The sequence below is a fragment of the Streptomyces sp. NPDC004134 genome, assembly GCF_042874195.1.
Lineage (GTDB): Bacteria > Actinomycetota > Actinomycetes > Streptomycetales > Streptomycetaceae > Streptomyces.
This window is the reverse complement of sequence record NZ_JBIAMS010000017.1, coordinates 23,436-47,722: the sequence shown is the minus strand read 5'-3', so window position 1 is coordinate 47,722 and position 24,287 is coordinate 23,436. Positions and strand designations below refer to the sequence as shown.

The 24,287-nt window shown below is 72.9% G+C and carries 19 protein-coding genes; 8 read left to right on the top strand and 11 right to left on the bottom strand.

Translation table 11 applies throughout. The annotated features are described in order from the left end of the window. Window positions 1–12 precede the first annotated feature (12 nt). From ACFYVJ_RS21395 to ACFYVJ_RS21385, 3 genes are all read right to left on the bottom strand, one after another. The gene (locus ACFYVJ_RS21395) at window positions 13–951 is read right to left on the bottom strand and encodes a hypothetical protein (protein ID WP_388893669.1); all 939 of its coding nucleotides are present in this window, start codon (window positions 949–951) and stop codon (window positions 13–15) included. 175 nt (window positions 952–1,126) lie between these two features. Beyond that, complete coding sequence (locus ACFYVJ_RS21390) at window positions 1,127–2,035, bottom strand: N-acetylmuramoyl-L-alanine amidase (RefSeq protein WP_388893667.1); 909 nt, start codon at window positions 2,033–2,035, stop codon at window positions 1,127–1,129. Window positions 2,036–2,065: 30 nt separating this feature from the next. Next, window positions 2,066–2,770, bottom strand: coding sequence for a class I SAM-dependent methyltransferase (locus ACFYVJ_RS21385; RefSeq protein WP_388893665.1), 705 nt, complete (start codon window positions 2,768–2,770; stop codon window positions 2,066–2,068). Between the two features lie 191 nt (window positions 2,771–2,961). On the opposite strand from ACFYVJ_RS21385, the gene ACFYVJ_RS21380 reads away from it, so the two are divergent. Further along, the gene (locus tag ACFYVJ_RS21380) at window positions 2,962–4,407 is read left to right on the top strand and encodes an MFS transporter (protein WP_388893663.1); all 1,446 of its coding nucleotides are present in this window, start codon (window positions 2,962–2,964) and stop codon (window positions 4,405–4,407) included. 96 nt (window positions 4,408–4,503) lie between these two features. Here the strand turns inward: ACFYVJ_RS21380 and ACFYVJ_RS21375 are convergent, their stop codons facing one another. Then, on the bottom strand, window positions 4,504–5,694 hold the full coding sequence (locus tag ACFYVJ_RS21375) for a CapA family protein (RefSeq protein ID WP_388893661.1): 1,191 nt from the start codon (window positions 5,692–5,694) through the stop codon (window positions 4,504–4,506). Window positions 5,695–6,098: 404 nt separating this feature from the next. Here ACFYVJ_RS21375 and ACFYVJ_RS21370 point away from each other — a divergent pair, with 404 nt between their 5' ends. After that, window positions 6,099–6,977, top strand: coding sequence for a MaoC/PaaZ C-terminal domain-containing protein (locus ACFYVJ_RS21370; protein WP_388893659.1), 879 nt, complete (start codon window positions 6,099–6,101; stop codon window positions 6,975–6,977). Window positions 6,978–7,034: 57 nt separating this feature from the next. Here ACFYVJ_RS21370 and ACFYVJ_RS21365 read toward each other — a convergent pair whose 3' ends face one another. After that, window positions 7,035–8,267, bottom strand: a complete 1,233-nt coding sequence (locus ACFYVJ_RS21365; RefSeq protein WP_388893657.1) for a hypothetical protein — start codon at window positions 8,265–8,267, stop codon at window positions 7,035–7,037. A 545-nt stretch (window positions 8,268–8,812) separates the two neighbouring features. On the opposite strand from ACFYVJ_RS21365, the gene ACFYVJ_RS21360 reads away from it, so the two are divergent. The 5 genes from ACFYVJ_RS21360 to ACFYVJ_RS21340 all read left to right on the top strand — a co-directional run bounded on the left by ACFYVJ_RS21360 (window position 8,813) and on the right by ACFYVJ_RS21340 (window position 13,055). Further along, the gene (locus tag ACFYVJ_RS21360; RefSeq protein WP_388893655.1) at window positions 8,813–9,745 is read left to right on the top strand and encodes a Nif3-like dinuclear metal center hexameric protein; all 933 of its coding nucleotides are present in this window, start codon (window positions 8,813–8,815) and stop codon (window positions 9,743–9,745) included. Then, window positions 9,742–10,485 carry a zinc ribbon domain-containing protein gene (locus ACFYVJ_RS21355; protein ID WP_388893653.1) on the top strand — a complete coding sequence of 248 codons (744 nt, stop codon included), beginning with the start codon at window positions 9,742–9,744 and terminating at the stop codon, window positions 10,483–10,485. Before ACFYVJ_RS21360 ends, ACFYVJ_RS21355 begins: the two co-directional genes overlap by 4 nt. After that, window positions 10,485–11,723 carry a bifunctional RNase H/acid phosphatase gene (locus tag ACFYVJ_RS21350; protein WP_388893651.1) on the top strand — a complete coding sequence of 413 codons (1,239 nt, stop codon included), beginning with the start codon at window positions 10,485–10,487 and terminating at the stop codon, window positions 11,721–11,723. Before ACFYVJ_RS21355 ends, ACFYVJ_RS21350 begins: the two co-directional genes overlap by 1 nt. A 248-nt stretch (window positions 11,724–11,971) precedes the next feature. Beyond that, window positions 11,972–12,697 carry an SDR family NAD(P)-dependent oxidoreductase gene (locus ACFYVJ_RS21345; RefSeq protein WP_388893895.1) on the top strand — a complete coding sequence of 242 codons (726 nt, stop codon included), beginning with the start codon at window positions 11,972–11,974 and terminating at the stop codon, window positions 12,695–12,697. Between the two features lie 10 nt (window positions 12,698–12,707). Next, window positions 12,708–13,055, top strand: coding sequence for a MerR family transcriptional regulator (locus ACFYVJ_RS21340; protein ID WP_388893649.1), 348 nt, complete (start codon window positions 12,708–12,710; stop codon window positions 13,053–13,055). A 30-nt stretch (window positions 13,056–13,085) separates the two neighbouring features. On the opposite strand, the gene eda is transcribed toward ACFYVJ_RS21340, so the two are convergent. Together eda and yaaA are read right to left on the bottom strand one after the other, a co-directional pair. Next, window positions 13,086–13,742: a bifunctional 4-hydroxy-2-oxoglutarate aldolase/2-dehydro-3-deoxy-phosphogluconate aldolase gene (gene eda, locus ACFYVJ_RS21335; protein WP_388893647.1), complete on the bottom strand. Its 657-nt coding sequence runs from the start codon at window positions 13,740–13,742 to the stop codon at window positions 13,086–13,088. A gap of 206 nt (window positions 13,743–13,948) precedes the next feature. Continuing rightward, the gene (gene yaaA, locus ACFYVJ_RS21330; RefSeq protein ID WP_388893645.1) at window positions 13,949–14,746 is read right to left on the bottom strand and encodes a peroxide stress protein YaaA; all 798 of its coding nucleotides are present in this window, start codon (window positions 14,744–14,746) and stop codon (window positions 13,949–13,951) included. Between the two features lie 233 nt (window positions 14,747–14,979). On the opposite strand from yaaA, the gene ACFYVJ_RS21325 reads away from it, so the two are divergent. Continuing rightward, entirely contained in the window at window positions 14,980–16,929 is a 1,950-nt protein-coding gene (locus ACFYVJ_RS21325; RefSeq protein ID WP_388893643.1) for a right-handed parallel beta-helix repeat-containing protein, read from the top strand. A gap of 156 nt (window positions 16,930–17,085) precedes the next feature. Here ACFYVJ_RS21325 and ACFYVJ_RS21320 read toward each other — a convergent pair whose 3' ends face one another. The 4 genes from ACFYVJ_RS21320 to ACFYVJ_RS21305 form a co-directional block, all read right to left on the bottom strand. Next, window positions 17,086–18,117 (bottom strand): chitinase, encoded by a 1,032-nt coding sequence (locus ACFYVJ_RS21320; RefSeq protein ID WP_388893641.1) that lies wholly within the window; start codon window positions 18,115–18,117, stop codon window positions 17,086–17,088. A gap of 143 nt (window positions 18,118–18,260) precedes the next feature. Then, window positions 18,261–19,025, bottom strand: coding sequence for a chitinase (locus ACFYVJ_RS21315; protein WP_388893639.1), 765 nt, complete (start codon window positions 19,023–19,025; stop codon window positions 18,261–18,263). A gap of 115 nt (window positions 19,026–19,140) precedes the next feature. Then, on the bottom strand, window positions 19,141–19,713 hold the full coding sequence (locus tag ACFYVJ_RS21310) for a hypothetical protein (protein WP_388893637.1): 573 nt from the start codon (window positions 19,711–19,713) through the stop codon (window positions 19,141–19,143). 4 nt (window positions 19,714–19,717) lie between these two features. Further along, window positions 19,718–24,247, bottom strand: a complete 4,530-nt coding sequence (locus ACFYVJ_RS21305; RefSeq protein WP_388893635.1) for an RHS repeat-associated core domain-containing protein — start codon at window positions 24,245–24,247, stop codon at window positions 19,718–19,720. Window positions 24,248–24,287: the final 40 nt, after the last annotated feature.

Genomic DNA, 24,287 nt, shown 5'->3' with positions numbered 1-24,287 from the left:
AGGCGCGGGGCGTCAGGCGCCGCGCTGGATACCCGTGGTGTCCTGCAGCACGCCGCGGCGGCCGTCCTGGGTCTGCGCGACCAGCGCGGCACCGCGCTGGTCCACCGCCAGGTACCAGATGCCCGGGGTCAGCTCGGCGATCTGCGCCGACGAGCCGTCCTCGGCGAAGAGCGGCCGGGCCGCCGGCACCGCGAACCAGAACGGGGCGAACGAGCCGCCGGCCGCCGGCTGCGGCGCGGCCTGCGCCTGCTGCGGCCGGGCACCGGCCGGGGCACCGGCCTGCGGGCCGCCCGGCTGCGGGCCACCCGCGCCGGGACCGCCGCCGAACGGAGCCTGCTGACCGCCGCCGAACGGGGCGCCGCCCTGCGGGCCGCCGGGCTGGGGGCCACCGGGGCCGGGCTGGCCGCCGGGGTAGCCGTAACCGGGCTGCGGCTGGCCGCCGCCGTACGGGGCGGCGGGCGCCGGGGCGCCGGGGCTGCCGAGCAGGTTCGCCTTGAACGCCGGGAGGGTCTGGCCGAGGACCGCGCCCGCGGTCAGCGCGAGGTTCGCGATGAGCGCGAGGATCAGGCCGATGCCCATGCCGAACACGTCTTCACCGGTGGCGTCGTTGGCCATGCTGCGCGCGCCGCCGAAGAGGGTGAACAGCGAGCTGAAGAGGGCGGCGGCCGCCAGCGCGGTGCCCCACTGGTTCAGCGTGAGCCCGGCGAGCTGCTTGTCGTCGCCGCGCATCCGGCCGACGGCGATGAGCGCCGCGGCGATGATGCCGGTCAGGAAGACCGCGGGCAGCAGCGGAAACTGGTCGGAGTCCCAGCCGTTGGGCACCTCCATGCCCCCGCAGTCGGCGCCCGTGGGGCAGTCCACCGAGATGCTGTCGAGGAACGAGGCGATAATCAGCAGCAGCGCTGCTCCGATCACTACGCCGTCGCCCCGAGTGAGTGAGCGGATGTTCACGAAATGTCCCTTACGTATTGGTCGTTGTCGCTGTTGCTGGTGCAGATCCCCACGCTGCGGAGCGTGAAATGAGGCCCCATCGTACGGGTCCGCGGATCGGCCACATCGGGCCCCCTGGCCACGAGTCCCCCTTGTTCCCCCGGTGTGCATTTCCTGGTCTGTCGACGACTTGCGCCTACCCTGCCAGGAAAGCCCCGATGCCGTTCGTGATTCCGTGCGCCGCCCGCTGCCGCCATACGGCGTCCGTCAGCAGGTCGGCGTCCTTAGCGTCCCGCATGTTGCCGCATTCGATGAAGACTTTGGGCACAGTCGAGAGGTTCAGTCCGCCCAGATCGGTGCGTACCGTGAAGCCTGTGTCGTTGCCCACATAGTTGGAGGGCTTACTTCCGGTTTCCTCCGCGAAGTGTGACTTCAACTCTTTGCCCAGCTTTCGCGAGGGCTTCACGATGGCGGTGGTGTCCGCCTTTCCCTCGTGCACCTCGCCCGGCAGGATCACGTGGAACCCGCGCGAACCCGGTCCGCCGCCGTCGGCGTGGATGGAGACGACCGCGTCGGCCCCGGCCTTGTTGCCGGCCTCCGCGCGCTCGTCGATGCACGGCCCGAACTCCCGCTTGCCGTCCTGCGTGAGCCGCACCTCCGCGCCTTGTGCGCGCAGCAGGGTGCGGGCGCGCCTGGCCACGTCCAGGGTGAAGTCGGCCTCGGCATAACCGCCGTTGGTGGCGGTGCCGGTGGTGTCGCACTCCTTGCGCACGGTGCCTATGTCGACTTGGCGGTTGATTTCGGCAGCGTGGTCGCGGTTGTTCGGGTTGTGCCCGGGGTCCAGCACGATCACCTTTCCGGCCAGCGGCTTCTCGCCCACCTCCGGGTCCTTCGCATTCTTCGAGTTGTTCGAATCCTCGGGATCCTCGGCGGTGGGCCGGGTCGGGGAGGAGGACGCCGACGGAGGCCCGCCGGGTTCCCGCCCGTTCGCGGCGGAACCGTCGCCGCCCACCGACTGCCACACGAGTACGCCGGCGAAGGCCAGCGGTGCCACGGGTGCGAGCAGAAGATAGGCGCGGATGGGCCGCCGGTTCTGGCTGGACATCCGTGCGACCGTAGCAGAAGAATCCGACGGTCAAATTCCGGTGCCGGTACGGCGCAGGACCTTAAGGCTCCGGTGGGCGGCGGTCTGAGTGAACGCCCCGGAGTCCAGCGCGCGCCGGTAGATACGGTACGGGGCCTGACCGCCTTCGGCCGGGTCGGCGAACACGTCGTGCACGGCCAGCAGCCCGCCCGGCGCGACGTGCGGGGCCCAGCCCTCGTAGTCGGCGGTGGCGTGCTCGTCGGTGTGGCCGCCGTCGACGAAGACGAGCCCGAGCGGCCGGTTCCAGAGCGCCGCGACCGCCGGCGACCGGCCGACGACGGCGACGACGTGGTCCTCGAGGCCGGCCGCGTACAGCGTGCGGCGGAACGTGGGCAGGGTGTCCGTCAGACCCGTCGCGGGGTCGACGAGCCCGGGGTCGTGGTACTCCCAGCCGGGCTGCTGCTCCTCGCTGCCGCGGTGGTGGTCGACGGTGACGGCGACGACGCCGGGGCGGGCGGCCGCGCGGGCGGCGGCGGCGAGCAGGATCGTGGAGCGCCCGCAGTACGTGCCGACCTCCAGCAGGGGGAGCCCGAGGCCGGCGGCCTCCGCGGCGGCGGCGTGGAGCGCCAGGCCCTCGTCGCGGGGCATGAAGCCGGGCGCGGCCTCGAACGCGGCCAGCAGGTCCGGGGCGGGCGGGGACAGCGGAGCGGGGTCGGGCGGGGCCAGCAGGGCGGGGTCGGGCGGGGGCAGCTCCATCGGCGGTGCCTTTCCTCGGCCGGCGGGCGACGTGTCCTGCGCGGCGCCACCGGTGCGCGTACGGGCGGGTAGGCGCCACCGGTGCCGCGTACCCGCCCGAATCCTGCCGCATGGGCGTAGGACCCCGGTCGCATGGTCCGTACACCGATATGCCCGTGCGCGGTGTCGGGGGCTGGTGCGACCATGGCGGGATGCACCAGTCACCACACGGTACCCGGCTGCCCGAGGCGGCCGGGGGCCGTGCCGCCGCACCGCTGTGGATCATCGTGCTCACGGCGTGCGCGGGTCAGTTCCTCGTCGTGCTCGACGTCTCCGTCGTCAATGTCGCGCTGCCGTCCATGCGCGAGGACCTGGGGATGAGCGCGTCGGGGCTGCAGTGGGTGGTGAACCTGTACACGCTGGCCTTCGCCGGCCTGATGCTGCTCGGCGGCCGGGCCGGGGACATCTTCGGCCGCAAGCGGGTCTTCCTCGTCGGCCTCGCGGTGTTCACCGCCGCCAGCCTCGCCGGGGGCCTCGCGCAGGAGCCGTGGCAACTGCTCGTCGCGCGGGCCGTGCAGGGCGTCGGCGCCGCGATTCTGGCGCCCTCGACGCTGACGCTGCTCACCTCGTCCGTGCCCGAGGGCCCGGTGCGCGTGCGGGCGATAGGGACGTGGACGGCGGCCGGCGCGGGCGGCGGGGCGGCCGGTTCGCTCGTCGGCGGGGTGCTGACGGACGCGCTGTCGTGGCGCTGGGTGCTGCTGATCAACGTGCCGGTCGGCGCCGTGGTCCTCACCTGCGCGGCGCTGTGGCTGGCGGAGAGCCGCGGCGGGCCGCGGCGGCGGCTCGACATCCCGGGCGCGGTCCTGGTCACCGCCGGGATCGGCGCCGTGTCGTACGGGATCGTGCAGACCGAGAGCCACGGGTGGACGGCGGCCGCGGTGCTGCTGCCGCTCTGCGGCGGGCTGGCGCTGGTCGGGGCGTTCCTGGTGGTGGAGGCAAGGACGCGGGCGCCGCTGATGCCGCTGGGGCTGTTCCGGCTGCGGTCGGTGTCGGCGGCCAACACGGCGATGTTCGTGACCGGCGCGGCGATGTTCTCGTCCTGGTACTTCCTGTCGCTCTACATGCAGAACGTCCTCGGCTACACGCCGATCGAGGCCGGCTTCGCCTTCGTGCCGCACTCGCTGACGATCGTGGCCGCCTCGAAGCTGGCGCCGCGGGTGCTGGCCCGTACGGGCGCGAAGGCGCTGGCGATCGCGGGCGTGCTGGTGGCGGCCGGCGGCTATCTGTGGCAGAGCACGGCGGACGCGGGCGGCACGTACGTCACGGACATCGCCGGGCCCGGGATCCTGATGATGGCCGGGGTGGGCTTCATGGCCACGCCGCTGGCCCACCTGGCGACCTCGGGGGCGCCCGCGGGCGACGCGGGCGTGGTGTCGGGGGTGATGAACACGTCGCGGACGATGGGCGGTTCGCTGGGCCTCGCGGTGCTGTCGACGGTGGCCGCCACCCGCATCGGCGGCGGGTCGGCGCCCGACGTGCTGGCTTCGGGGTACTCGCTGGCGTTCCAGACGGGGGTCGGGATCCTGCTGGGCTGCGCGGCCCTGATGCTCATCGCCCTGCCCCGCCCCGTCGCCGTGCCGGGGCCGGCGAAGGCGTGATCGGGGCGGGGCGAGGGGTGTGCGTACGGCGCTGCCGGGCGGGGTCGCCGGCCGGAGATGCGGCCCCGGACGCGGCGGCGGGTGCGCTGCCGGGGGTCAGCGCGGTGTGATCAGACCGTCCGCGCCCGCGCCGCGGCTGAGGACGATGTCGCTGATGCGGTCGCGTACGCGCACGTAGCGCTCCGGGGCGTCGCCGTCGGCGAGTTCGGCGTCGAGGTCGACGACCCGCGGCGGGCCCGAGCGGTCGTGGTCCATGAGCTGCGGCAGGTACTCCGCCTTCGTCACGCGCCAGCGCGCGCTGTCCGGCGCGGGCGGGGAGAAGGTGAAGCGGGCGATGGTGCCCTGGTTGCCGCGGGGGTCGCGGGCGCCGGCGTTGTTGATCATGCGGCCCGCGATCTGGTCGCCCATGCCGTAGACCACCCAGGTGCCGTTGACCTTCTCGTACGCCTGCGGCACGTGCGCGTGCGTGCCGAGGATCAGGTCGACGTCCGGCGCCCCGGCCGAGCGTGAGCCGGTCAGCTCGCGGGCGAGCTGCCGCTGCGTGGCGTCCGGCGCGTCCTGCCACTCCGTGCCCCAGTGCAGGCTGACCACGACGATGTCGGCGCCCGCCCGGCGGGCCCGGCGCGCGTCCGAGACGATCCGCTCGGGGTCGGTGACGTTGACGGCCCACGGCTGGTCCTGCGGCGGCTCGGCGTCGTTCGTGCCGTAGGTGTACGCGAGTTGCGCCACCGTCGCGCCGCCCGCCTCCAGCAGCGCGGGCCGCTGCGCCTCGGCGGGGGTGCGGGCGGAGCCGGTGTGGGCGACGCCCGCGGCGTCGAGGGCGTCGAGGGTGCGGCTGATGCCCTGGGAGCCGGCGTCCAGGGTGTGGTTGGAGGCGGTGGAGCAGGAGTCGTAGCCGGTGTCCCTGGCCGCGGCGGCGAGTTGCGGCGGGGAGACGAAGGCCGGGTAGCCGGTGTACGGGCCGCCGGCCGGTCCGTAGACGGTCTCCATGTGGCAGATCGCCAGGTCGGCGCCGGAGATGACGGGCTTCACGCCGGCGAGCATGGGGCGGAAGTCGTGGCCTTTGCCGCCCGCGTCGCGGTTCGCCTGCTGGATCACCGAGTCGTGCGGGAGGATGTCGCCCGTGGCGACGAGGGTGAAGGGGGCCCTCGCCTCCTTGCCGGGTGCCTTGCCGTCGTCGGACGTGCTGCCGGCGGGGCCGTGGGCACAGGCGGTGGCGGCGGCGAGCAGGGCGGCGCTGACCACCAGCGCCGCAGCAGTAGTACTAGTCGTTTTATATCCGCGCATGTGTCGAATGCACAGGAGCGGGATAAGGCATACAAGAAGCCTTGCCGGGGCTGTCCCCTGAACGGCGGCCCGGGATCGCGCGTATGCATCGCCGACTGCCCGGGTGCTCGAATACTGACGGAGTATCAGTAAAGGGGCTTTACGGTCTTCCCAACCGCGGGGGACTGCGTTATACATATATCCGGCGGCGAGAACGTGTTCTTGTTGCACGTTCCGGCCGCGCCCCGAGAGCGACCCCGGCGTGCCGACTGGTGCGGACGGCACGCCGGGGTCTTCTCATGCTCTCGGCCGCCCTGTCCGCGTACCCACGCACCCCCGTCCCCACGGCCGCGCCGGGCCCCGGCCCCTTGTCGACACCTCGGGCCGCGGGCGCGAACGCGGCCGGCGAAGGAGCCAGCGCCACCATGCCCATCGACGCCGCCCGGGCCCTCGCCGCCGCACCCCGGGAGACCAGGATCGCCTGGACCCGCAAGGACGTCCTCCTCTACCACCTCGGCATCGGCGCGGGACGCCCCGCCACCGACCCGGCCGAGCTGCACTACGTCCTGGAGGACCGGCTCCGCGTGCTCCCCGCCTTCGTCACCGTCGCCGGCGACGGCGGCGTGGCCGGCGAGGGCGCTGGGCTCGACGCCCCCGGCGTCGACGTCGACCTCACCGCCGTACTCCACGGCGCCCAGCGCATCGGACTGCACCGCCCGCTGCCGCCCGCGGGCGAGGCGACCCGCACCTCCCGCATCGCCGCCGTCCACGACAAGGGCAAGGCCGCCGTGCTGGTGCTGCGCACCGAGGCCGCCGACGCGGACGGCCCGCTGTGGACCTCCGACACCCAGCTCTACGTCCGCGGCGAGGGCGGCTTCGGCGGCGACCGCGGCCCGTCACCGCGCCTGCCCGCCCCCGAGGGCCCGCCGGCCCACGTCGTCGACCGCGGCATCCGCGAGGACCAGGCGCTGCTCTACCGCCTGTCCGGCGACTGGAACCCGCTGCACGCCGACCCGGAGTTCGCCGCGCTCGCCGGCTTCGACCGGCCGATCCTGCACGGGCTGTGCTCGTACGGAATGGCGCTGAAGGCGGCGGTGGACACGGTCCTGGCCGGCGACCCCGGGCGGGTGCGGTCGTACGCGACGCGGTTCGCGGGGGTGGTGTACCCGGGCGAGACGCTGCGGATCCGGCTGTGGCCGGAGGCGGGCGCCGCGGGGGGAACCGGGCGGATCCGGCTGACCGCGAGCGCCGTGGAGCGGGACGAGGCCCCCGTACTGGCGGACGTGCTCATCGAGCACGACTGACCGCCGCCACTGACCGCCCCCGCCCCGGTCGTGCGCCGCCGGGACGGGGGCGGGGCCTCAGAGCTTGGCGTGCCGGAGGGGCACGGGGCGGGTGGGGGTGTCCTCCTCCTCCGGTGGCTCGGCGGTCACGTCCGGTACGGGATCGGGGGGCGGGTCGCTCAGGGGCGGGGCGTTCAGCAGCTCGGCCGCCGACGGGTCGGGGACCGCCAGGCGGGCCAGGCCGCAGGGGTGCGCCGGGGTCGCGTACGGCAGCCGCAGCTCGCCCCACTGCGTCCACAGCCCGCTGCCGGTGATCCACCCCGGCAGCGGCGGCAGTTGGACCAGCCGCCGTGCCGCGGGCCGCCACACCCCGAGCCGGCAGCCGCCCGGTCCTTCGAGCCGCAGCGCCACCCCGCACTGCTCCGGCGTCAGCACCTGCCCGGGCTGCATCGCGAACGGCGTCACCGCCGTGTCCGGCGGGCACAGCGCGTCCGGGAACCGCACCGGGCGCCCGCTGCCCAGCACCCCCCACCCCAGCCGGTCACGGCCCGGGGCGTCGGAGCACAGGAGCAGCAGCCCGCTGTCGGGGTCGGCGAGCAGCAGGCGGTCGTTGCTCTCCGCGGTGAGCTGCAGCAGCGGGCTGACCTCCACGCCGTCGTGGAGCCCGACGGTCACGGCCTTCGTCCGCCCGTCCAGTTCCTGGTCGACGGCCAGCGCCCGGCCCGTACGGTCCAGCCAGCCGCGGCCCGCGCACCGGCCGGGGAGTTCGCCGACCCGCTCGGGGTGCGCCGTGCCGGCGCCGGCGAACCCGCCCCCGTACACCCGCCACACGGTGGTGGTCTCGCCGCCGGGCTCCGGGGGCGCCAGCGCGTACACCTCGACGCTCTCCGGCGCGGGCGGCACGAGCGCGAGCCGGGGCGCGGTCACCGAGCCGAGGGTCTGCTCGGTGGTGTCGGGCCCCGAGGGGTGGAGCAGGGAGAAGGTGTGGTCGGTGCCGCCGACGAACCGGCGGATCAGCACGCGGCCGTCGGCCAGCGGCAGGACCGTGGTCCCGGGCTCCTCCGGCTGCGCGCAGGGGAGGGGGACGGTGTACGCCTCGGGGCCGTGCAGGGTCCACCGTTCGGGGAACCAGTTGCCGTCGGCGTCGGTGGCGAGGCACGCGCCGTACGTGCCGTCGGCGGTGAGGGTGAATCCGGCGCGGCCGACGGGGCGGCCGGGGGCGGCGGCCGGGGGAGCGGCGGTGGGCGGGGCGGCGTGACGGCCGGGGGGTCCTGGCGGGGCCGCGGGCGTTGCCGCGGTGACCGCGACCATCGCGGCGGCGGCCTTCCCCGTCGCGGCCGGTGCGGCGGTCCCGGCGTCCGCGGCGGGCCCTGCCCCGGGCCGGGGTGCCGGGCCCGCGTCGCCGGGCCGTCCCGCAACGGCCCGCGCTCCCGTAGCAGTCGGCGCTCCGTCCGCGGTCGTCGGCGGCCCCGGATCGGCCGCTGCCCCGGCGGCCGGCGGCCCGGTCTCCGTACCTGCGGCCGTCGCGTCCTGACCCGGTACCCCCTCCGGCGCCCGCGCCGCTTCCGCCGCCGCGGTCGCCGGGGCGGGCACCGCCGCCGTCCCCGCCGTCCCCGCCGTCCCCGCCGTCCCCGGCGTCCCCGTCGTCCCTGAAGGAATCGATTCTGCAATGGGCCTCATCCGGTTCCCTCACCTCCGCACGCGAAGGTAGTTTTCGCACGTCACGGCAATCGGCGCGGCGCCGGTCACTTCACACATAAGGGTGGTGAATCCACCGTTCCGCTTCGCCGGGCCGCCCCCTGTGCTTGCCGGTGGGCGCCGCACAGGGGCCCGGCCGGCGGAGGTAGCCTTGCCCCGTGCCTGCACTTGCCGACGTCGTCGCCGCGCTCGAAGCCCTCTGGCCCGCCGGCCGCGCCGAGCCGTGGGACGCGGTCGGCACGGTGTGCGGCGACCCGGACGCCCGGGTGGAGCGCGTGCTGTTCGCCGTCGACCCGGTGCGCGAGGTCGTCGACGAGGCCGTCGAGTGGAGCGCCGACCTGCTCGTCACGCACCACCCCCTCTACCTGCGCGGTACATCGACCGTCTCGGCCGGCACGTTCAAGGGCCGCGTCGTGCACACGCTCATCAAGAACGACGTCGCGCTGCACGTCGCCCACACCAACGCCGACCGGGCCGACCCCGGCGTCTCCGACGCCCTGGCCGGCGCTCTCGGGCTGCGCGTCACCGGGCCCCTCGTGCCCGACGCCGACGACCCCGCCGGCCGCCGCGGCCTCGGCCGCCTCGGCGAGCTGGACGCCCCGGTGCCGCTGCGGGAGTTCGCCGACCGCGCCGCCGCGGCCCTGCCCCGTACCGCCACCGGACTGCGGGTCGCCGGCGACCCGGACGGCGAGGTCCGTACGGCCGCCGTCTGCGGCGGCTCCGGCGACGGGCTCTTCGACGCGGTGCGCGCCGCGGGCGTCGACGTCTACGTCACCGCCGACCTGCGCCACCACCCGGTCTCCGAGGCGCAGCAGCACGCGGCGCTCGCCGCCGGCGGCCGCCCGTACCTGATCGACGCGGGCCACTGGGCCACCGAGTGGCCCTGGTGCGAGCAGGCCGCCGCGCAGTTGGACGCGATCTCGGACCGGAACGCATGGGGTCTGCGTACGCGGGTGTCGCGTATCGTGACCGACCCCTGGACCACGCACGCGCCCGCACCGGCCGCATCGGCCGCACCCTCCGCGGGCACCGGGGGAGCCCCCGCGCCCCCCACCAGCCTTGCCCCTACGAGCCCGGAGCTGCCAGCTTGAACGCCGCGCCCGCCGACCAGATCCGCCTGCTGGACGTCCAGGCCCTCGACGTCCGCCTCACCCAGCTCCAGCACCGCCGCCGCACCCTCCCGGAACACGAAGAGGTCGCCGGTCTGGAGGCCGACCTCGCGCAGCACCGCGACCTGCTCGTCGCGGCGCAGACCGAGGAGAGCGACACCGAGCGCGAGCAGGCCAAGGCCGAGAAGGACGTCGACCAGGTGCGCCAGCGCGCCGTGCGCGACCAGCAGCGGCTGGACTCCGGCGCGGTGACCTCGCCGAAGGACCTGGAGAACCTGCAGCGCGAGATCGCCTCGCTGGCCCGACGGCAGAGCGACCTGGAGGACGTGGTCCTGGAGGTCATGGAGCGCCGCGAGAGCGTGCAGGAGCGGGTGGCGGAGCTGACCGGCCGGGTCGAGTCGGTTCAGGCCAAGATCACGGACGCCACGGCGCGGCGCGACGCGTCGGTCGGCGAGATCGACGCCGAGGCCGGCACGGTCACCAAGGAGCGCGCGGCCGCCGCCGGGGAGATCCCCGCGGACCTGCTGAAGCTCTACGACAAGCTGCGCGAGCAGCAGGGCGGCGTCGGCGCGGCCCGGCTGTACCAGCGGCGCTGCGAGGGCTGCCGGCTGGAGCTGAACATCACCGAGATCAACGACGTACGGGCCGCGGCCCCCGACACCGTCGTACGGTGCGAGAACTGCCGCCGGATCCTGGTCCGTACACCCGAATCCGGCCTCTGATGCCAGGACCGGCCCGGCGCGCGTTCACCGTCGAGGCGGACGGCGGCTCGCGGGGGAACCCGGGGCCCGCGGGGTACGGCGCCGTGGTGCGCGACGCGGACGGCGCGGTGCTGGCGGAGGACGCGGCGTACGTGGGGGTGGCGAGCAACAACGTCGCCGAGTACCGCGGGCTGATCGCCGGGCTGCGGGCGGCGCGCGGGCTCGACCCGGACGCGGAGGTCCGGGTGCGGATGGATTCCAAGCTCGTCGTCGAGCAGATGTCGGGGCGCTGGAAGATCAAGCACCCCGGGATGCGCGAACTGGCCGCGGAGGCGCGCGAGGTCTTCCCGCCGGGGCGGGTGTCGTACGAGTGGATTCCGCGGGAGAAGAACAAGCACGCGGACCGGCTCGCGAACGAGGCGATGGACGCGGGCAGGCGCGGCGAGCAGTGGAGCGCGGAGACGTCGCGGGCGGAGCTGGACGCGGGGACCGGCGGTGCCGGGACGCGGGCGGGCGCCGGCGCGCGGGCCGGGGACGGTGTACGGGGCGAAGGCGGCGTACGGGGCGAAGGCGGCGTACGCACCGAGGAGACCGGCAAGTCCGCGGCCCCGGCGGTGGGTTGGGGCACCGACCTCGGGGCGCCCACGACCTTCCTCCTGCTCCGCCACGGCGAGACCGCCCTCACTCCCCAGAAACGGTTCTCCGGCACCGGCGGCAGCGACCCCGAACTCTCCGCCGCCGGACGCGGCCAGGCCGCGGCCGCCGCCGGGCTCCTGGCCGCCCGCGGCACCGTACAGGCCGTGGTCAGCTCCCCGCTGCGCCGCTGCCGCGAGACCGCGGAGGCGGCGGCCGGGCGGCTCGGACTGGACATCCGGGTCGAGGACGGGCTCCGGGAGGCGGACTTCGGCGCCTGGGAGGGGCTGACGTTCGCGGAGGTGCGGGAGCGGCACCCCGAGGACCTCGCCGCCTGGCTGCGTTCCACGAAGTCCGCGCCGAGCGGCGGCGGGGAGTCCTTCGCGGAGGTCAGCCGCCGCGTCGCGGTCGCGCGCGACAGGCTCCTCGCGCGGTACGCGCGCCGCACGGTGCTGCTCGTGACGCACGTGACGCCGATCAAGACCCTGGTCCGGCTGGCGCTGGGGGCGCCGCCGGAGTCGCTCTACCGGATGGAGCTGTCGCCGGCGGGGGTGTCGGAGGTCGCATACTACGCGGACGGGCACGCGAGCGTACGCCTGCTGAACGACACGTCGCACCTGCGCTGACGCTCCGCGCGCCCAGCCCGCGCCCCGAGCCCAGCCCGCGCCCCGAGCCCAGCCCGCGCCCCGAGCCCCTCCCCATGCCGCCGCCTCTCATCCGCGGGCTCCGGCCCGATGCCGGATCGTTGTCGCTGCGACCGCACGGGTACGCCGGCTTCGGCTGCCGACGCGGTCCTTCGTCCTTGACCTTGACGCCGGGGTCAGGGTTTAGCGTCCCGGTCATGGAAGAGACGAACACCCTTCACGGCCGGGCCGTGATCATCACCGGGGGAGGCACCGGGATCGGTCGCGCGACTGCCCGGTCGTTCGCCGCCGCGGGTGCCGGGGTCCTCATCGCCGGCCGGACTGCCGAACGCCTGGCGGAGACCGCCGCACAGCACCCCCGCATCCGGATGTGCGTGGCCGACATCGCGGAGCCGAACGCCCCCGCCGACGTCGTCGACGCCGCGCTGGCGACGTTCGGCCGCATCGACGTCCTGGTCAACAATGCGGCGATCACCCGCCCTGCTCCTCTCGGTGCGATCGACCGGGGGGTCGCCGAGGAACAGCTCGCCACGAACCTTCTCGCCCCGGTGTTCCTCACCCAACATGCGCTGCCGCACCTGGGGGACGGCGGCACCGTCGTCAATGTCACGTCCAACCCGCCCCATCATGGCTGGCCGGACAATTCGGTCTACGGATCCACGAAGGTGGCTTTGGACTTCCTCACCCACACGTGGGCCATCGAGCTCGCGCAGCGAGGCATCCGCGTGGTGTCGGTGGCCCCCGGGATAACGGCGACACCGGTGCTGAGCCACGCCGGTTTCTCGGATGAGCAGATCGCCGCGGCGGGCAGGAAGCTACGTGCCCGGATCCCGCTCGGCCGGATCGCCGAGCCCGAGGAGATCGCCTGGTGGATCGTGAATGCCGCGCGCCCCGAAGCCGGTTACCTGACCGGTACGGTCATTCGTGTCGACGGCGGGCTGAGCGCGGGTGGATGAGGAGAGAGCGATGCGGATCGGGGAACTGGCGAACGAAGCCGGCACCACCGTTCGCGCTCTGCGGTACTACGAACAGCAGGGCCTGTTGCACCCTCGGCGGGCGCCGAACGGTTACCGGAAGTACGAAGAGACGGCGGTCGGGCGGGTGGGCAACATCAAGCTGCTGCTCTCGCTCGGTCTCACAGCACAGGACGTCCGTGCCTTCCTGCCCTGTCTCGACCAAGAAATCGCCGGTGGTCCCGTCTGCCCTGCGAGCGCGCGGATCATCGCCCGCAGGCTCACCGACGTGGAAGGGAAGATCGCCGCGCTGGAGGTCGTGCGTGACCATCTCCTTGACGCACTTCACCAAGGCCGCTGAGGAGCCGTCGACCCCGGCGGCCCCAGGTGGTCACCGCCGCCCGAGCGCCGCGGCCTCCGCGGCCAGCTTCTCCACGGTCGCCCAGTCCTTCGCCGCCAGGGCCGCCTTCGGCAGCATCCATGTGCCGCCCACGCAGCCGACGTTCGGCAGCGCCAGATAGCGCGGCGCCGACTCGGCCGTGACGCCGCCCGTCGGGCAGAAGCGGGCGCGGGGCAGCGGGGAGCCGAGGGACTTCAGGTACGCGATGCCGCCCGACGCCTCCGCCGGGAAGAACTTCATCTCCGTCACCCCCCGCTCCAGCAGGCCCATCGCCTCCGACACCGTCGACACCCCGGGCAGGTACGCCAGGCCCGACGCGGCCATCGCCGACAGCAGCCCGTCCGTCGAGCCGGGGCTGACGAGGAACCGGGCGCCCGCCGCGGCGGAGGCGTCCACCGCCGCCGCGTCCAGCACCGTGCCGGCGCCGACCACCGCGTCCGGCACCTCGGCGGCGATGGCCCGGATGGCGTCGAGCGCCGCCGGTGTGCGCAGGGTCACCTCGACCGCGGGCAGCCCCCCGGCCACCAGCGCACGGGCCAGCGGCACGGCGTCGGCGGCGTCGTCGAGGACGACGACCGGGATGACGGGCGCGAGGCCCAGCACGGAGGACGGGACGGACGCGGACGCGGAGGCGGAGTCAGTGGTCACGCCGTCATCGTGCCTCCGCGACCACGCCGGTGCAACGCCCGTTGCGTACCGCGCAATGCGCCTGCCTGGCGGTGTGCGCCGATCCCCGTCTGTCAGAGGGGCGGCCTACCCTTGGGCGGGCGTGCGGGGACAGCGTGCGGGGGCGGGGGACAGGGCGCGGGGACAGCGTGCGGGTGCGGGGAGAGGGACGGGGGCAGGGGGACGCCCTACAGTTCCGTCACCACCACGTCCAGCTCCCACGGCTGACCCGCCCGCCGCGGCGGCTCACCCTCCACCCGGTACCCCAGGTCGCGCAGCGCCGTGAGCAGCGCCGCCGGGGTGCGGGGCTTCGCGCCCGAGGTCAGGAGGTCGCGCAGCAGCCGGCCCTTCGTCGCCTTGTTGAAGTGGCTGACCACCGACCGCTTCTCCACCCCGTCCACCACCGTCGCGTGCAGCACCCGCACCGCCGCCGTGCGCGCGGCCAGTTCGCCGCGGGGCCGCCAGGCCGCCGCGTACGCCGACGAGCGCAGGTCGAGCACGAGGCCGCGCCCCGCCGCCGCCGGCAGGGCGGCGTCCAGCGGCCCGCGCCAGTAAGGGCCGAGCGCGCCCGCGGCCGGGAGCCGTACGCCCATCGAGCAGCGGTACGCCGGGATGCGGTCGCCGATCCGCACCGCGCCCCACAGGCCGGAGAAGACCAGCAGCGACGCCGACGCGCGCCGCTTCGCGGCGGCGTCGAGCGTGGCGAGGCCGAGCGCGTCGTAGAGCACGCCGGTGTAGACCTGCCCGGCGGGGCGGGTGGGCGCGGTCCGCAGCCGGGCGTTGCGCGCCACCTCGCCGCGCAGCCCTTCGGTGAGGCCCAGCACGTCGGCGGCCTTCTCCTCGTCGGCGGCGCAGAGTCCGACCAGCTCGTCGAGGAGGGCCTCGCGGGCGGCGGTGAGGCCGGGCAGGGAGAGCGAGTCGAGCTTCAGCGGGGCTCCGCGCCTGCCCTCGGCCTTGCCCTCGGACGGTGGCAGCAGTACGAGCACGAATCCTCCCGCGATGACGTTTCCGGTTCCCCTCCGCCCTCCGGCAGCCTACCCGCGCGGCACGGGCGGCCCGGACAGGGCGCCGTGCGCGGACCATTGACAAACCCGCGGGGTGCCTCAAAACTCTGACTGCCAATCAGCAAGACATCGACTCTGTTACGCAAACTTACGTTGATTTCTTGCAAGAGAACGGCATGCGCACTCTGTCAGCCCCCCACAGAACAGAGGACACCATGAAGTGGAAGCACCTCAGACGGCGCGTGGCCGTCGGGATACCGGCGCTCGGCCTCGTCGCGATCGGGGTCCTGCCCCTCTCCGGCCAGGCCATGGCCGGCGTCGCCCCCGAGGGTGACGGCACCGCCGCCGCAAGCGGCGCCGCCCCCGGCAGGGCGGCCGCGGCCGGCGCGGAGCTGCCCTACGTCGAGTACGAGGCCGAGGCCGGCACGTACGACGGCACCCTGCTGGAGGCCGACGCGAAGCGCACCTTCGGGCACACGAACTTCGCGTCCGAGTCCTCGGGCCGCCAGTCGGTGCGGCTGGAGAACACCGGTCAGTACGTCGAGTTCACCTCGACCTCCCCGGCCAACTCCGTCGTCGTCCGCAACTCCATCCCCGACGCCCCGGGCGGCGGCGGTGCGGAGGCGACCATCAGCCTCTACGCGAACGGCGAGTTCGTGCAGAAGCTGGACCTGTCGTCCAAGCACAGTTGGCTGTACGGGAACACCGACGACCCCGAGGGCCTGACCAACAACCCGCAGGCCGACGCCCGCCGGCTCTTCGACGAGTCCCACGCCCTGCTGGACGACAGCTACCCGGCCGGCACCACCTTCCGCCTCCAGCGCGACGCCGGTGACAATGCCGCGTTCTACGTCATCGACCTGATCGACCTGGAGCAGGTCGCGCCGCCGAAGGAAAAGCCGGCCGCGTGCACGTCGATCACCGAGTACGGCGCCGTGCCCGACGACGGCAACGACGACACCGCGGCGCTGCAGGCGGCCGTCACCGCCGACCAGAACGGCGAGATCGAGTGCGTCTGGATCCCGCCGGGCCAGTGGCGGCAGGAGCAGAAGATCCTGACCGACGACCCCGAGGGCGGCCAGTACAACCAGGTCGGCATCAGCAACGTCGACATCCGCGGCGCCGGCATGTGGCACTCGCAGTTCTCCACGCTGACCCCGCCGCACGAGGCCGGCGGCATCAACCACCCGCACGAGGGCAACTTCGGCTTCGACATCGACAAGAACACCAAGATCACCGACCTCGCCATCTTCGGCTCCGGCACCATCCGCGGCGGCGACGGCGGCCACGAGGGCGGCGTGGGCCTCAACGGCCGGTTCGGCGTCGGCACGGAGATCTCCAACGTGTGGATCGAGCACGCCAACGTCGGGGTCTGGGTCGGCCGCGACTACTCCAACAAGCCGGAGCTGTGGGGCCCGGCCGACGGGCTGAAGTTCAGCGGGATGCGGATCCGCAACACGTACGCCGACGGCATCAACTTCACCAACGGCACCCGCAACTCCGAGGTCGTCAACTCGTCCTTCCGCACCACGGGCGACGACTCCCTCGCGGTCTGGGCCAGCAAGTACGTGAAGGACCAGGCCGTCGACATCGGCCACGACAACCACTTCCGCAACAACACCATCCAGTTGCCCTGGCGCGCGAACGGGGTCGCGATATACGGCGGCTACGGCAACACCGTCGAGAACAACCTGATCTCCGACACGGCGAACTACCCGGGCATCATGCTCGCCACCGACCACGACCCGGTGCCGTTCACCGGCGAGACGGTGCTCTCCGGCAACTCGCTGTACCGCTGCGGCGGCGCGTTCTGGGGCGAGGCGCAGGAGTTCGGCGCGATCACGCTCTTCCCCGCGGGCCAGCCGATCCCGGGCGTGACGATCAAGGACACGGACATCCACGACTCGACGTACGACGGGATCCAGTTCAAGACGGGCGGCGGCGAGATGCCGAACGTGAACATCTCGAACGTGTCGATCGAGAAGTCCAACAACGGCGCCGGCATCCTCGCGATGGGCGGCGCCCGCGGCAGCGCGAACCTCACGAACGTCACCATCACCGGCTCCGCGGACGGCGACGTGGTCGTCGAGCCGGGGTCCCAGTTCGTGATCAACGGCTGGCCGGGGGCGGAGAACGGCACCCCGGCCCGTAGCGGAAAGGACTGAGGGCCGCCCGCAAGGGGAACGGCCGGCGGCCCGAGCGGGAAGGGCCGGCGGCCGGCGGCACGGGGGCGGGGCCGGCCGGGACGGGAAGTCCCGGCCGGCCCCGCCGTCCGCTCTCCGTACGGCTGCGGCAGTCGCCGCTGCACGGAGGCCGGCCGGCTACGGCAGTCCGTCGACGTGCGGCCCGACCTTGTCAGACCAGGCGTTGCCGTTGGTGGCGTCCCAGTTGGTGGACCAGGTCATCGCGCCGCGCAGCTCGGGGTACGTCTTGTCCGGCTTGAAGGAACCGCAGCCGGTGCCCTGGGTCAGGCAGTCGAGCGCGTCGGTCACCACGCCCGGATCCACGTACCCGCCGCCCGCCGCCCGCGGCGAGGCGGGGGTGCCGAGGCCGACCTGCGAGGGGGCGAGCCCGTTCTCGAGCTGGATGCAGGCCAGTCCGGTGAGGAAGTCGACCGTGCCCTGGGAGTAGACCTGTCCGTCGCAGCCGAGCATGGAACCGCTGTTGTAGTACTGCATGTTGACGACGGTGAGGAAGTCCTTGATGTTCAGCGCCGTCTTGAAGTACTCGTTGTCCGGCGACTGCATGTCGATGGTCTGCGGCGCCATGGTCACGACGAGCCCATCGCCGGCGGAGGCATGGATGGCTTCCAGTGCCTGCGTCATGTACGTCGAGTTCAGCCCGTTCTCCAGATCGATGTCGACGCCGTCGAAGCCGTACTCCTCCATGAGCCCGACGATGCTCGTGGCGAACGCCTCGGCGGACGCCGCATCGTTGACGGAGACCGCGCCGCGCTCGCCGCCGACGGAGATGACGACCGACTTGCCGCTCTCCTGCTTCGCGGCGATGTCCGCCTTGAAGGCGTCCTCGGTGTAGTCGAGCGCGGGATCGACGGCGAAGTCGACCTGGCCGGGCGAGCCGGTCGCGTCGGCGAAGGCGACGGCGATGATGTCGTACGCCTCGGGGACGTCGGCGAGGGTCTGGACGGTGGCGCCGTTGTCGAAGTTCTGCCAGTAGCCGGTGACGGCGTGCGCGGGCACCGCGGCGGCGCCGTGGGTGACCGGCTCGGGGTCGGCGGCGGCCTCGGTGACGACCGCGGCGGCGAGCGCGCCGGCGGTGAGCGACGCGGCGGCGAGGGTGCCGACGAGGCGTTTGCGTGTCTTCCGGAACTTGTGTGTACGTGCGCGTGCCACAACTGCCTCCGGGTGGGGGGTGGTTACGTGGGGGGTACGGCCGGGCGCGCGACCCACCCGGGAAGGGCGGGACCGGGCCGCGCACCCGGCCGCGATCGATCAGACCGGGCCGGCCGGTTCCCGGCCGGTCGGTCCTGGCCGGATCAGCAGCTCAGGTTGTCGCCGGGGGTCGTGCCGAGGATCTGCACGAACTGCGTGTACTTGTCGATCCGGCTCTGCACCTGCCCGGGGTTGCCCCCGTTGCACTCCAGCGACCCGTTGATGGCCCGGATGGTCTCGCCGAACCCGTGCCCGCCGACGATCGCGTCGTGCGCGGGCATCGATCCGGGCCCGGACTGCGTCATCCAGTACCAGATGCCGGTCTTCCACGCGACGGCGGCGTTCCGCTCCACCTGCCAGGGGTCGTTCAGCAGGTCGATGCCGAGGGCGTCGCCCGCGGCCTTGTAGTTGAAGTTCCAACTGAGCTGGATGGGCCCGCGCCCGTAGTACGCGGCCTGCCCGGCGGGACAGCCGTAGGGCTGCGACGCGTCGCAGTAGTGCGGGTAGTTGTCCTGGTTCTGCTCGACGATGTGCACGAGCCCGCCGGTCTCATGGCTGACATTCGCCAGGAAGGCGGCGGCCTCGCGCTTCTTGGTGGTCTCGTCGCCGGTGTTGGCGAACGCGGGGTACGCGCTGAGCGCGTCGGTCAGCCCCTGGTACGTATAGAAGGCGTTCCGCCCCGGGAACATCTGCTCGAACTGCGCCTCGCTGACAATGAACTCCGCAGCCACCGCCTTGTCCGCGCCTCCTTCACCGCCCTGCCGGCCTTCGCCGGCCGAAGCGGTCACGGGCACCACGACGGCGAGCGCCGCGGCCAGCGCCCCGATCGCGAGCAGGGCTTTGACCTTCGTTCCGAGTTTCCTCAGCACCTCATCACTCTCCTGGTGGGGGGTCACCGGCGCGAACGCCGGCGTTGGAGCTTGACGGGGCGCAGTCAATCACCTTGGTCTACACCAAGACAAGGTGTAGACCAATGACTTCTGCTCAGGTCGACTTGTCGGCTTCTCCTCGATCGGTGCGGCCCGGACGGAAGACGCTCGGGTCGGGGACGGTCTCGATGACGCGGGCGAGTTGCCAGCGCGCCTCCTCCCACCGCGCGCTGCGTGCGACGGAGGCTTCGCCGGCGGGGTCGCCGGCGTCCTCGGCCCGCCGCCGGCCGGCCGCGGCTTGGGCGTCGCGAGCCACATCCGCGCAACTCGGCGGCGCGGGCCGCATGCGGACGACGAGGCCGGCCGCCTCCATCAGGCGCTGGGTGCTGCTGAAGAGCGCCATCAGGGCCACCCCGCTGGCGTCGTCGCTCACCCCGCCGCCGGTGGGGGTGGCACGCACCGCGTGGAAGTCGCCGTACGCACGCCCCAGCCGCTCGTGTGCCCGGCCCAGGACAACGGCCTCGCGGGCGGCGGCGAGGAGTTCGGCGCAGGTGGCCCGGAGGGTCGGGCCGAGCCGGTCGCCGCAGATCTCCAGGGTGTGCTCGGCGAAGTCCAGAGCCAGCGCGCGCTGATGGTGCTCGTCGGCCTCGGCGAGCAGGGTGGCGAGCACCCGGGGAATGATGATCATTTACCTACCATGCCCTGCGCGGCTTGCTCAGGATCTCCAGCAGCTTGGGTGTGTCTCCGGCCGCCAGATCGAACTTGACGAGCCCCAGGTCTGCGGCGGCCTGGGCGGCGTTGCGCAACTGGTGACCCGGGAGGGCCCCGCCGCCCATCTTGTGGTCCACGATCCAGCCCACCTTCTTGGTCGCGTCGGACATGTCCACGATGGCGAAGTCGCCCATGCCGGCCTTCTGATCCGTCCGGTAGACCTGCAGGTTGCCCCGGCGTTCCAGCAACTGTTTGACGAAGTCCTTCTCCACGTCCGTCAGCTTGTACTCCGGCCCCTTGAGCTGCAGCTTCTTCAGGCTCATCCGCACCGGCTTGCCGTACGGCGCCAGGCCCAGCGGGTCCGTCCACACATGGGGGTTGTCGACGTACGCCGCGGGGTTCGGGGCGGGAGCGAGCCCGAGGGGGTCGGGGCTGAGGTACCGGGCGATGTCGGGGTCGTAGTAGCGCAGGACGTTGTAGTGGAGGCCGGATTCGGGATCGTCGTACTGGCCGGGGAAGCGCAGCGGGGTGTGGGCCGTGCTGTCGGCTGCCCACGCCGTACGGCCCCAGAGGGTGCTGCGGCTGTACCAGGCGACGGTTCCCTGCTCATCGACGAGTTCGGTGGGCGTGCCCACCAGATCGGTGACGATGGCGAAGAACCGGGAGTCGATCACCTCCTGCGAGGCCGGGCCGGTGAGCCGCTCGGCCTGCGCGATCGGCGTCCCGCCCTCGTATTCCCAGGTGAGAGTGACCGGGTGGGGCAGCTCCTGGCCGAGGCTCGTCTGCTCGATGAGGGTGGTCCCGTGCCACGTGAAGCGTGTCTCCGCGACGACGGTCGTCCCGTCGGCGGCCATGCGGAGCTTGGCGGTGCGGCGCCCCAGCGGATCGTAGAGGTAACGCCAGCGGGTCCCGTCCGGGGTGGTGACCGCGGTGAGCCGGTCCTCGGCGTCCCATTCGTAGCGCCACACGTCCGGCTTGCGCGAGAGCCGCTTCCTGATGCGGGCGGTGACCCGCCCCGCCCGGTCGTACTCGTAGCGGGTGCCGCCCGCGGTGACCATGTCGGGGGCGTACGTGCGCCCGCCCGTGGCCCTCGCGTCGCCGTGCCGCTCGGGCCACGCTGCGGCGACCTGGTTGCCCAGCGCGTCGTAGGCGTAGGTCTCCTGCCAGTCGGGGCCGTGGACGGCGGTGACGCGCTCGGAGCGATCCAGTTCGAAGGCGGTGCGGCCCCGGGCCCGGTCGTCCACGGCGGCGAGGGCGCCGGCTGGGGCGTAGTGGTAGCTGCGGGCTCGTATCGACCGGCCCCCGGCGTGGAACTGCTGGCCGCTCAGTCGCCCGACCTGGTCCCACGACTGCTCCAGCGTGAGGGCCCCCAGTCTCCGGGAGAGCACCTGGCCGTGTGCGTCGTGGGTGACCGCCAGGGCGGGCCCGGTGGCGGTGGTGAGCGAGGTCAGGTTGCCGGCCGGGTCGTAGCGGTAGCGGGTGTCCTGCCCCGCCGGGGTGGCGCGCCGAACGGGCCGGCCCACGGCGTCGTAGGTGAAAGTCGTGGTCCGGCCGTCTGTCGTCTCGCTGAGAATCCGGTCGAGGCCGTCACGCTCCCACTCGACCTGGCTGTCCGGGCCCGTGGCCCGCAACAGCTCTCCGGACGGCCCGTACTCGAAGGTGCTCACGGCGCCCCCGATACGTTTGGCGGTGAGCTGGCGCAGGGCATCGTATGCGAACTCCACGGTCTCGCCGAGGGCGTTCTCCCTGTGTACGAGGGCTCCAGTGGCGTCGTACGTGTAGGCCGTGCGCCGGCCGTCGAAGTCGCTCTCCTCGACCAGACGGCCGGCAGGGTCGTAGGCGTACGTCCACGTCTGCCCGAGAGGGTTCGCCACGGAGGTCACGCGCCGCTGGGTGTCGTACTCGTAGGTGTGGACCGCACCGTCCGGGTCCGTCCGCGTCGCCAGCAGGTCGAAGTGGGTGTACTCGTAGCGCCTGGTGGCGCCGGAGGCATCGGTGTGCAGGATGCAGTTGCCCTCACCGTCGTACGCCCAGGTGTTCTCCGCGCCGTCGGGGGTCGACCAGAGCAGCAACTTGCCCTCCACGGACCACCGGGCCCGGGTGGTGGTGTCCAGGGGGTCGGTCTGGGCGTGGATGCGACCGAACCCGTCGTAGCGGTAGCGGGTGGTGCCGCCGAGCGGGTCGGTGATCTCGGCCGGCAGCCCCGCCGGCGTGCAGCGCACGGCTGTGATGGCACCGTCCGGCTCCTGCACGGAGGTGAGGAGCCCGTTCTCGTCGTACGCATACCGCGTGATCTCGCCCGTCGGGTCGACGGACGCGAGGCAGTTTCCGCGCTCGTCGTACTCCCACCGCCATTCGGCGCCTCCGGGTAGCTCGGCGCGGGTGAGCAGTTCGAGCTCTCCGTGCGTGAAGCGCGCCGTGGCACCGTCGGGCCAGGTCACGCGCTCCGTGCGGCCTGCGGCGCTGTACGTGTAGGTGGTGGTGTGGCCAAGCGGGTCGGACTCGGCGATCAGGTTGTGGTGCTCGTCGTACTCGGTGCGGGTGAGGTGACCGAGGGGGTCTGCCTCGGCGATGATCTGGCTGTTGTCGTTGACGACGAAGCGGGTGGCGTGGCCCTCGACGGTGGTGAGGGTGGTCACAGTGGCGCCCGGCCAGTCGGGGTCGGTGCCGTCGTAGTCGATCGTGACGGCGAGGTGGCCGGCCTCGCCGCCTTCGGCGATGCAGCGGTCCTGAGCGTCGTAGACATAGTCGTAGCGGTGGCCGATGCGGTCGGTCCACGACGTGACCCTGAGCCGTTCGTCGTAGGTGAAGGCCAGCGTGTTTCCGGAGGAGTCGATGTCCTCGGTCAGGTTTCCTTCGGCGTCGTAGCCGAAGCGTTTGACGACCACGTCGCCGCCGTCGTCGGCCGCGTCGGCGAGAGAGATGGCGATGATGCGGCCGAGGCCGGTGTCGGTGGTGAGTTTGAGGTGGTAGCCGCCGGAGTGGCGGATGTCGGTGGGTGCGCCTTCGCTGTTGTACACGAAGCTGATGGTGTGGCCGTTGCTGTCGGATATCTGCTCGATCAGGGCCAGTCCCTCCGCATCGGGGCAGGCGAAGGTGCGGCTGTGGCCGGCGACCGGGTCGGTAACCACGTAGCCGCCGCCCTCAAGCCGCGTCAGAGGCCAGCGGGGGCCCGACTCGGGTAGGACCTGGGCACCGGGGCCGGCAGGGTGGGGGTAGGCGAGCAAGCGGCCGTCCTCGGTGGCGAACACCACACCGCGCTCGTCCACCTCCACATGCTGATCGGCGGTCGACGCCCACGTGGGGCCGAACCACCAGCCGCACCGGTAGGTCGAGCCCAGCCGGCGAGTGAAGTCCAGCGGCAGCAGACCGGGCAACTCGATGTCGGTCAGCGGCAAATACATCGTCCCCGATGCCAGGTCGACAGGATCCGTGAGCTTGGAGACGATGTTCTTCAACCGGTTGTGCGCCCCCTTCGCGGCACCGGCGAGCATGTCGCCGCCGCGTTTGGCCAGCCCCAGGACGGCGGACTTCATGGACTTCAGGCCCTTGAGCGCGTTCAGCCCGCCCTTGAGGCCCTTGGCCAGTCCGCCCAGGGTGGTGAGGCCCTTCATGCCGGGGATGCATTCGAGCGCGGCGAACGCGACGTCCCAGAGTGAGGCTTCGCCGTTCATGTATTTCATCAGGGTGTCGGCGAGGACGACGAGTGCGGCGGCGAGGACGACCCAGGCGAGCGGGCCGCCGATGATCAGGACGACGATGCCGAGGACCGCGACGATGACTTTGCAGACGGTGACGATGGTGTCCCAGTTGTCCTTGACCCAGTCGACCGCCTTCTCCCACCACTTCCGGTTCTGAATACCGGCATCGGAGGCGTCCTCCAGCTTGTCCTTCGCCTCGGACGCGGCGTCCTCACGCATCTTCTTCGCGTCACCGGCCATCTTCTTCGCCGCCTCAAGACCGCCTTGCGCATTGTCGACGGCACTCTGAGCAGACGCCCGGGCCGACTTGGCGTCGGTCGCGTTACGGGTGGCGGCCCGTACCTCCGACTCGTCGGGCTTCTCCTTGCCCTCCTTCCCGTCGTACTCCTCCGTCTTCTTCGTCGCCCGGTCCACCCAGGAGTTCGCCGAATCCAGCCGCCCGTTGGCAGCGGTCAGATCACTCTGGGCTTCACGCCCCTTGGCCAGCGCCTTGTCGGCCAGAGACTGCGCACGCTCCAGCTTCGGCCAGTACGCCGCGAGCGCATCACCCGCCAAGTCGTACGACCGCTGAAGCTTCTTCAGATTGTTCGGGACTTCCTCGAACTCGTCCTGGAACGCCTTCGCCGTCTTCCCCGCCCAGCGAAGCAGCGCATCCTCACCGGCCATGCCCTTGATCTGCCGCAGCGCATCCGCCACGTCGTCGGCGAAGTCGTGCAGTTCGCGCGCCAACTGCTTGACCCGCTCCGGATCCCCCGGCGTCGGATCGTCATCGAGATCCAGGACATGCCAGTCCGTCGGACGGTTCCCCACGTCGGCTCCCCCTCGCCACTCGGTCACCGCATTCGCTACT

What these genes read in the sequence shown, in the direction of transcription:
- ACFYVJ_RS21390 (WP_388893667.1), bottom strand. Translation starts at nt 2,035, where the DNA reads ATGTCCAGCCAGAACCGGCGGCCCATCCGCGCCTATCTTCTGCTCGCA.
- ACFYVJ_RS21385 (WP_388893665.1), bottom strand. Translation starts at nt 2,770, where the DNA reads ATGGAGCTGCCCCCGCCCGACCCCGCCCTGCTGGCCCCGCCCGACCCC.
- ACFYVJ_RS21380 (WP_388893663.1), top strand. Translation starts at nt 2,962, where the DNA reads ATGCACCAGTCACCACACGGTACCCGGCTGCCCGAGGCGGCCGGGGGC.
- ACFYVJ_RS21375 (WP_388893661.1), bottom strand. Translation starts at nt 5,694, where the DNA reads ATGCGCGGATATAAAACGACTAGTACTACTGCTGCGGCGCTGGTGGTC.
- ACFYVJ_RS21370 (WP_388893659.1), top strand. Translation starts at nt 6,099, where the DNA reads ATGCCCATCGACGCCGCCCGGGCCCTCGCCGCCGCACCCCGGGAGACC.
- ACFYVJ_RS21365 (WP_388893657.1), bottom strand. Translation starts at nt 8,267, where the DNA reads ATGGTCGCGGTCACCGCGGCAACGCCCGCGGCCCCGCCAGGACCCCCC.
- ACFYVJ_RS21350 (WP_388893651.1), top strand. Translation starts at nt 10,485, where the DNA reads ATGCCAGGACCGGCCCGGCGCGCGTTCACCGTCGAGGCGGACGGCGGC.
- ACFYVJ_RS21340 (WP_388893649.1), top strand. Translation starts at nt 12,708, where the DNA reads ATGCGGATCGGGGAACTGGCGAACGAAGCCGGCACCACCGTTCGCGCT.
- ACFYVJ_RS21325 (WP_388893643.1), top strand. Translation starts at nt 14,980, where the DNA reads ATGAAGTGGAAGCACCTCAGACGGCGCGTGGCCGTCGGGATACCGGCG.
- ACFYVJ_RS21310 (WP_388893637.1), bottom strand. Translation starts at nt 19,713, where the DNA reads ATGATCATCATTCCCCGGGTGCTCGCCACCCTGCTCGCCGAGGCCGAC.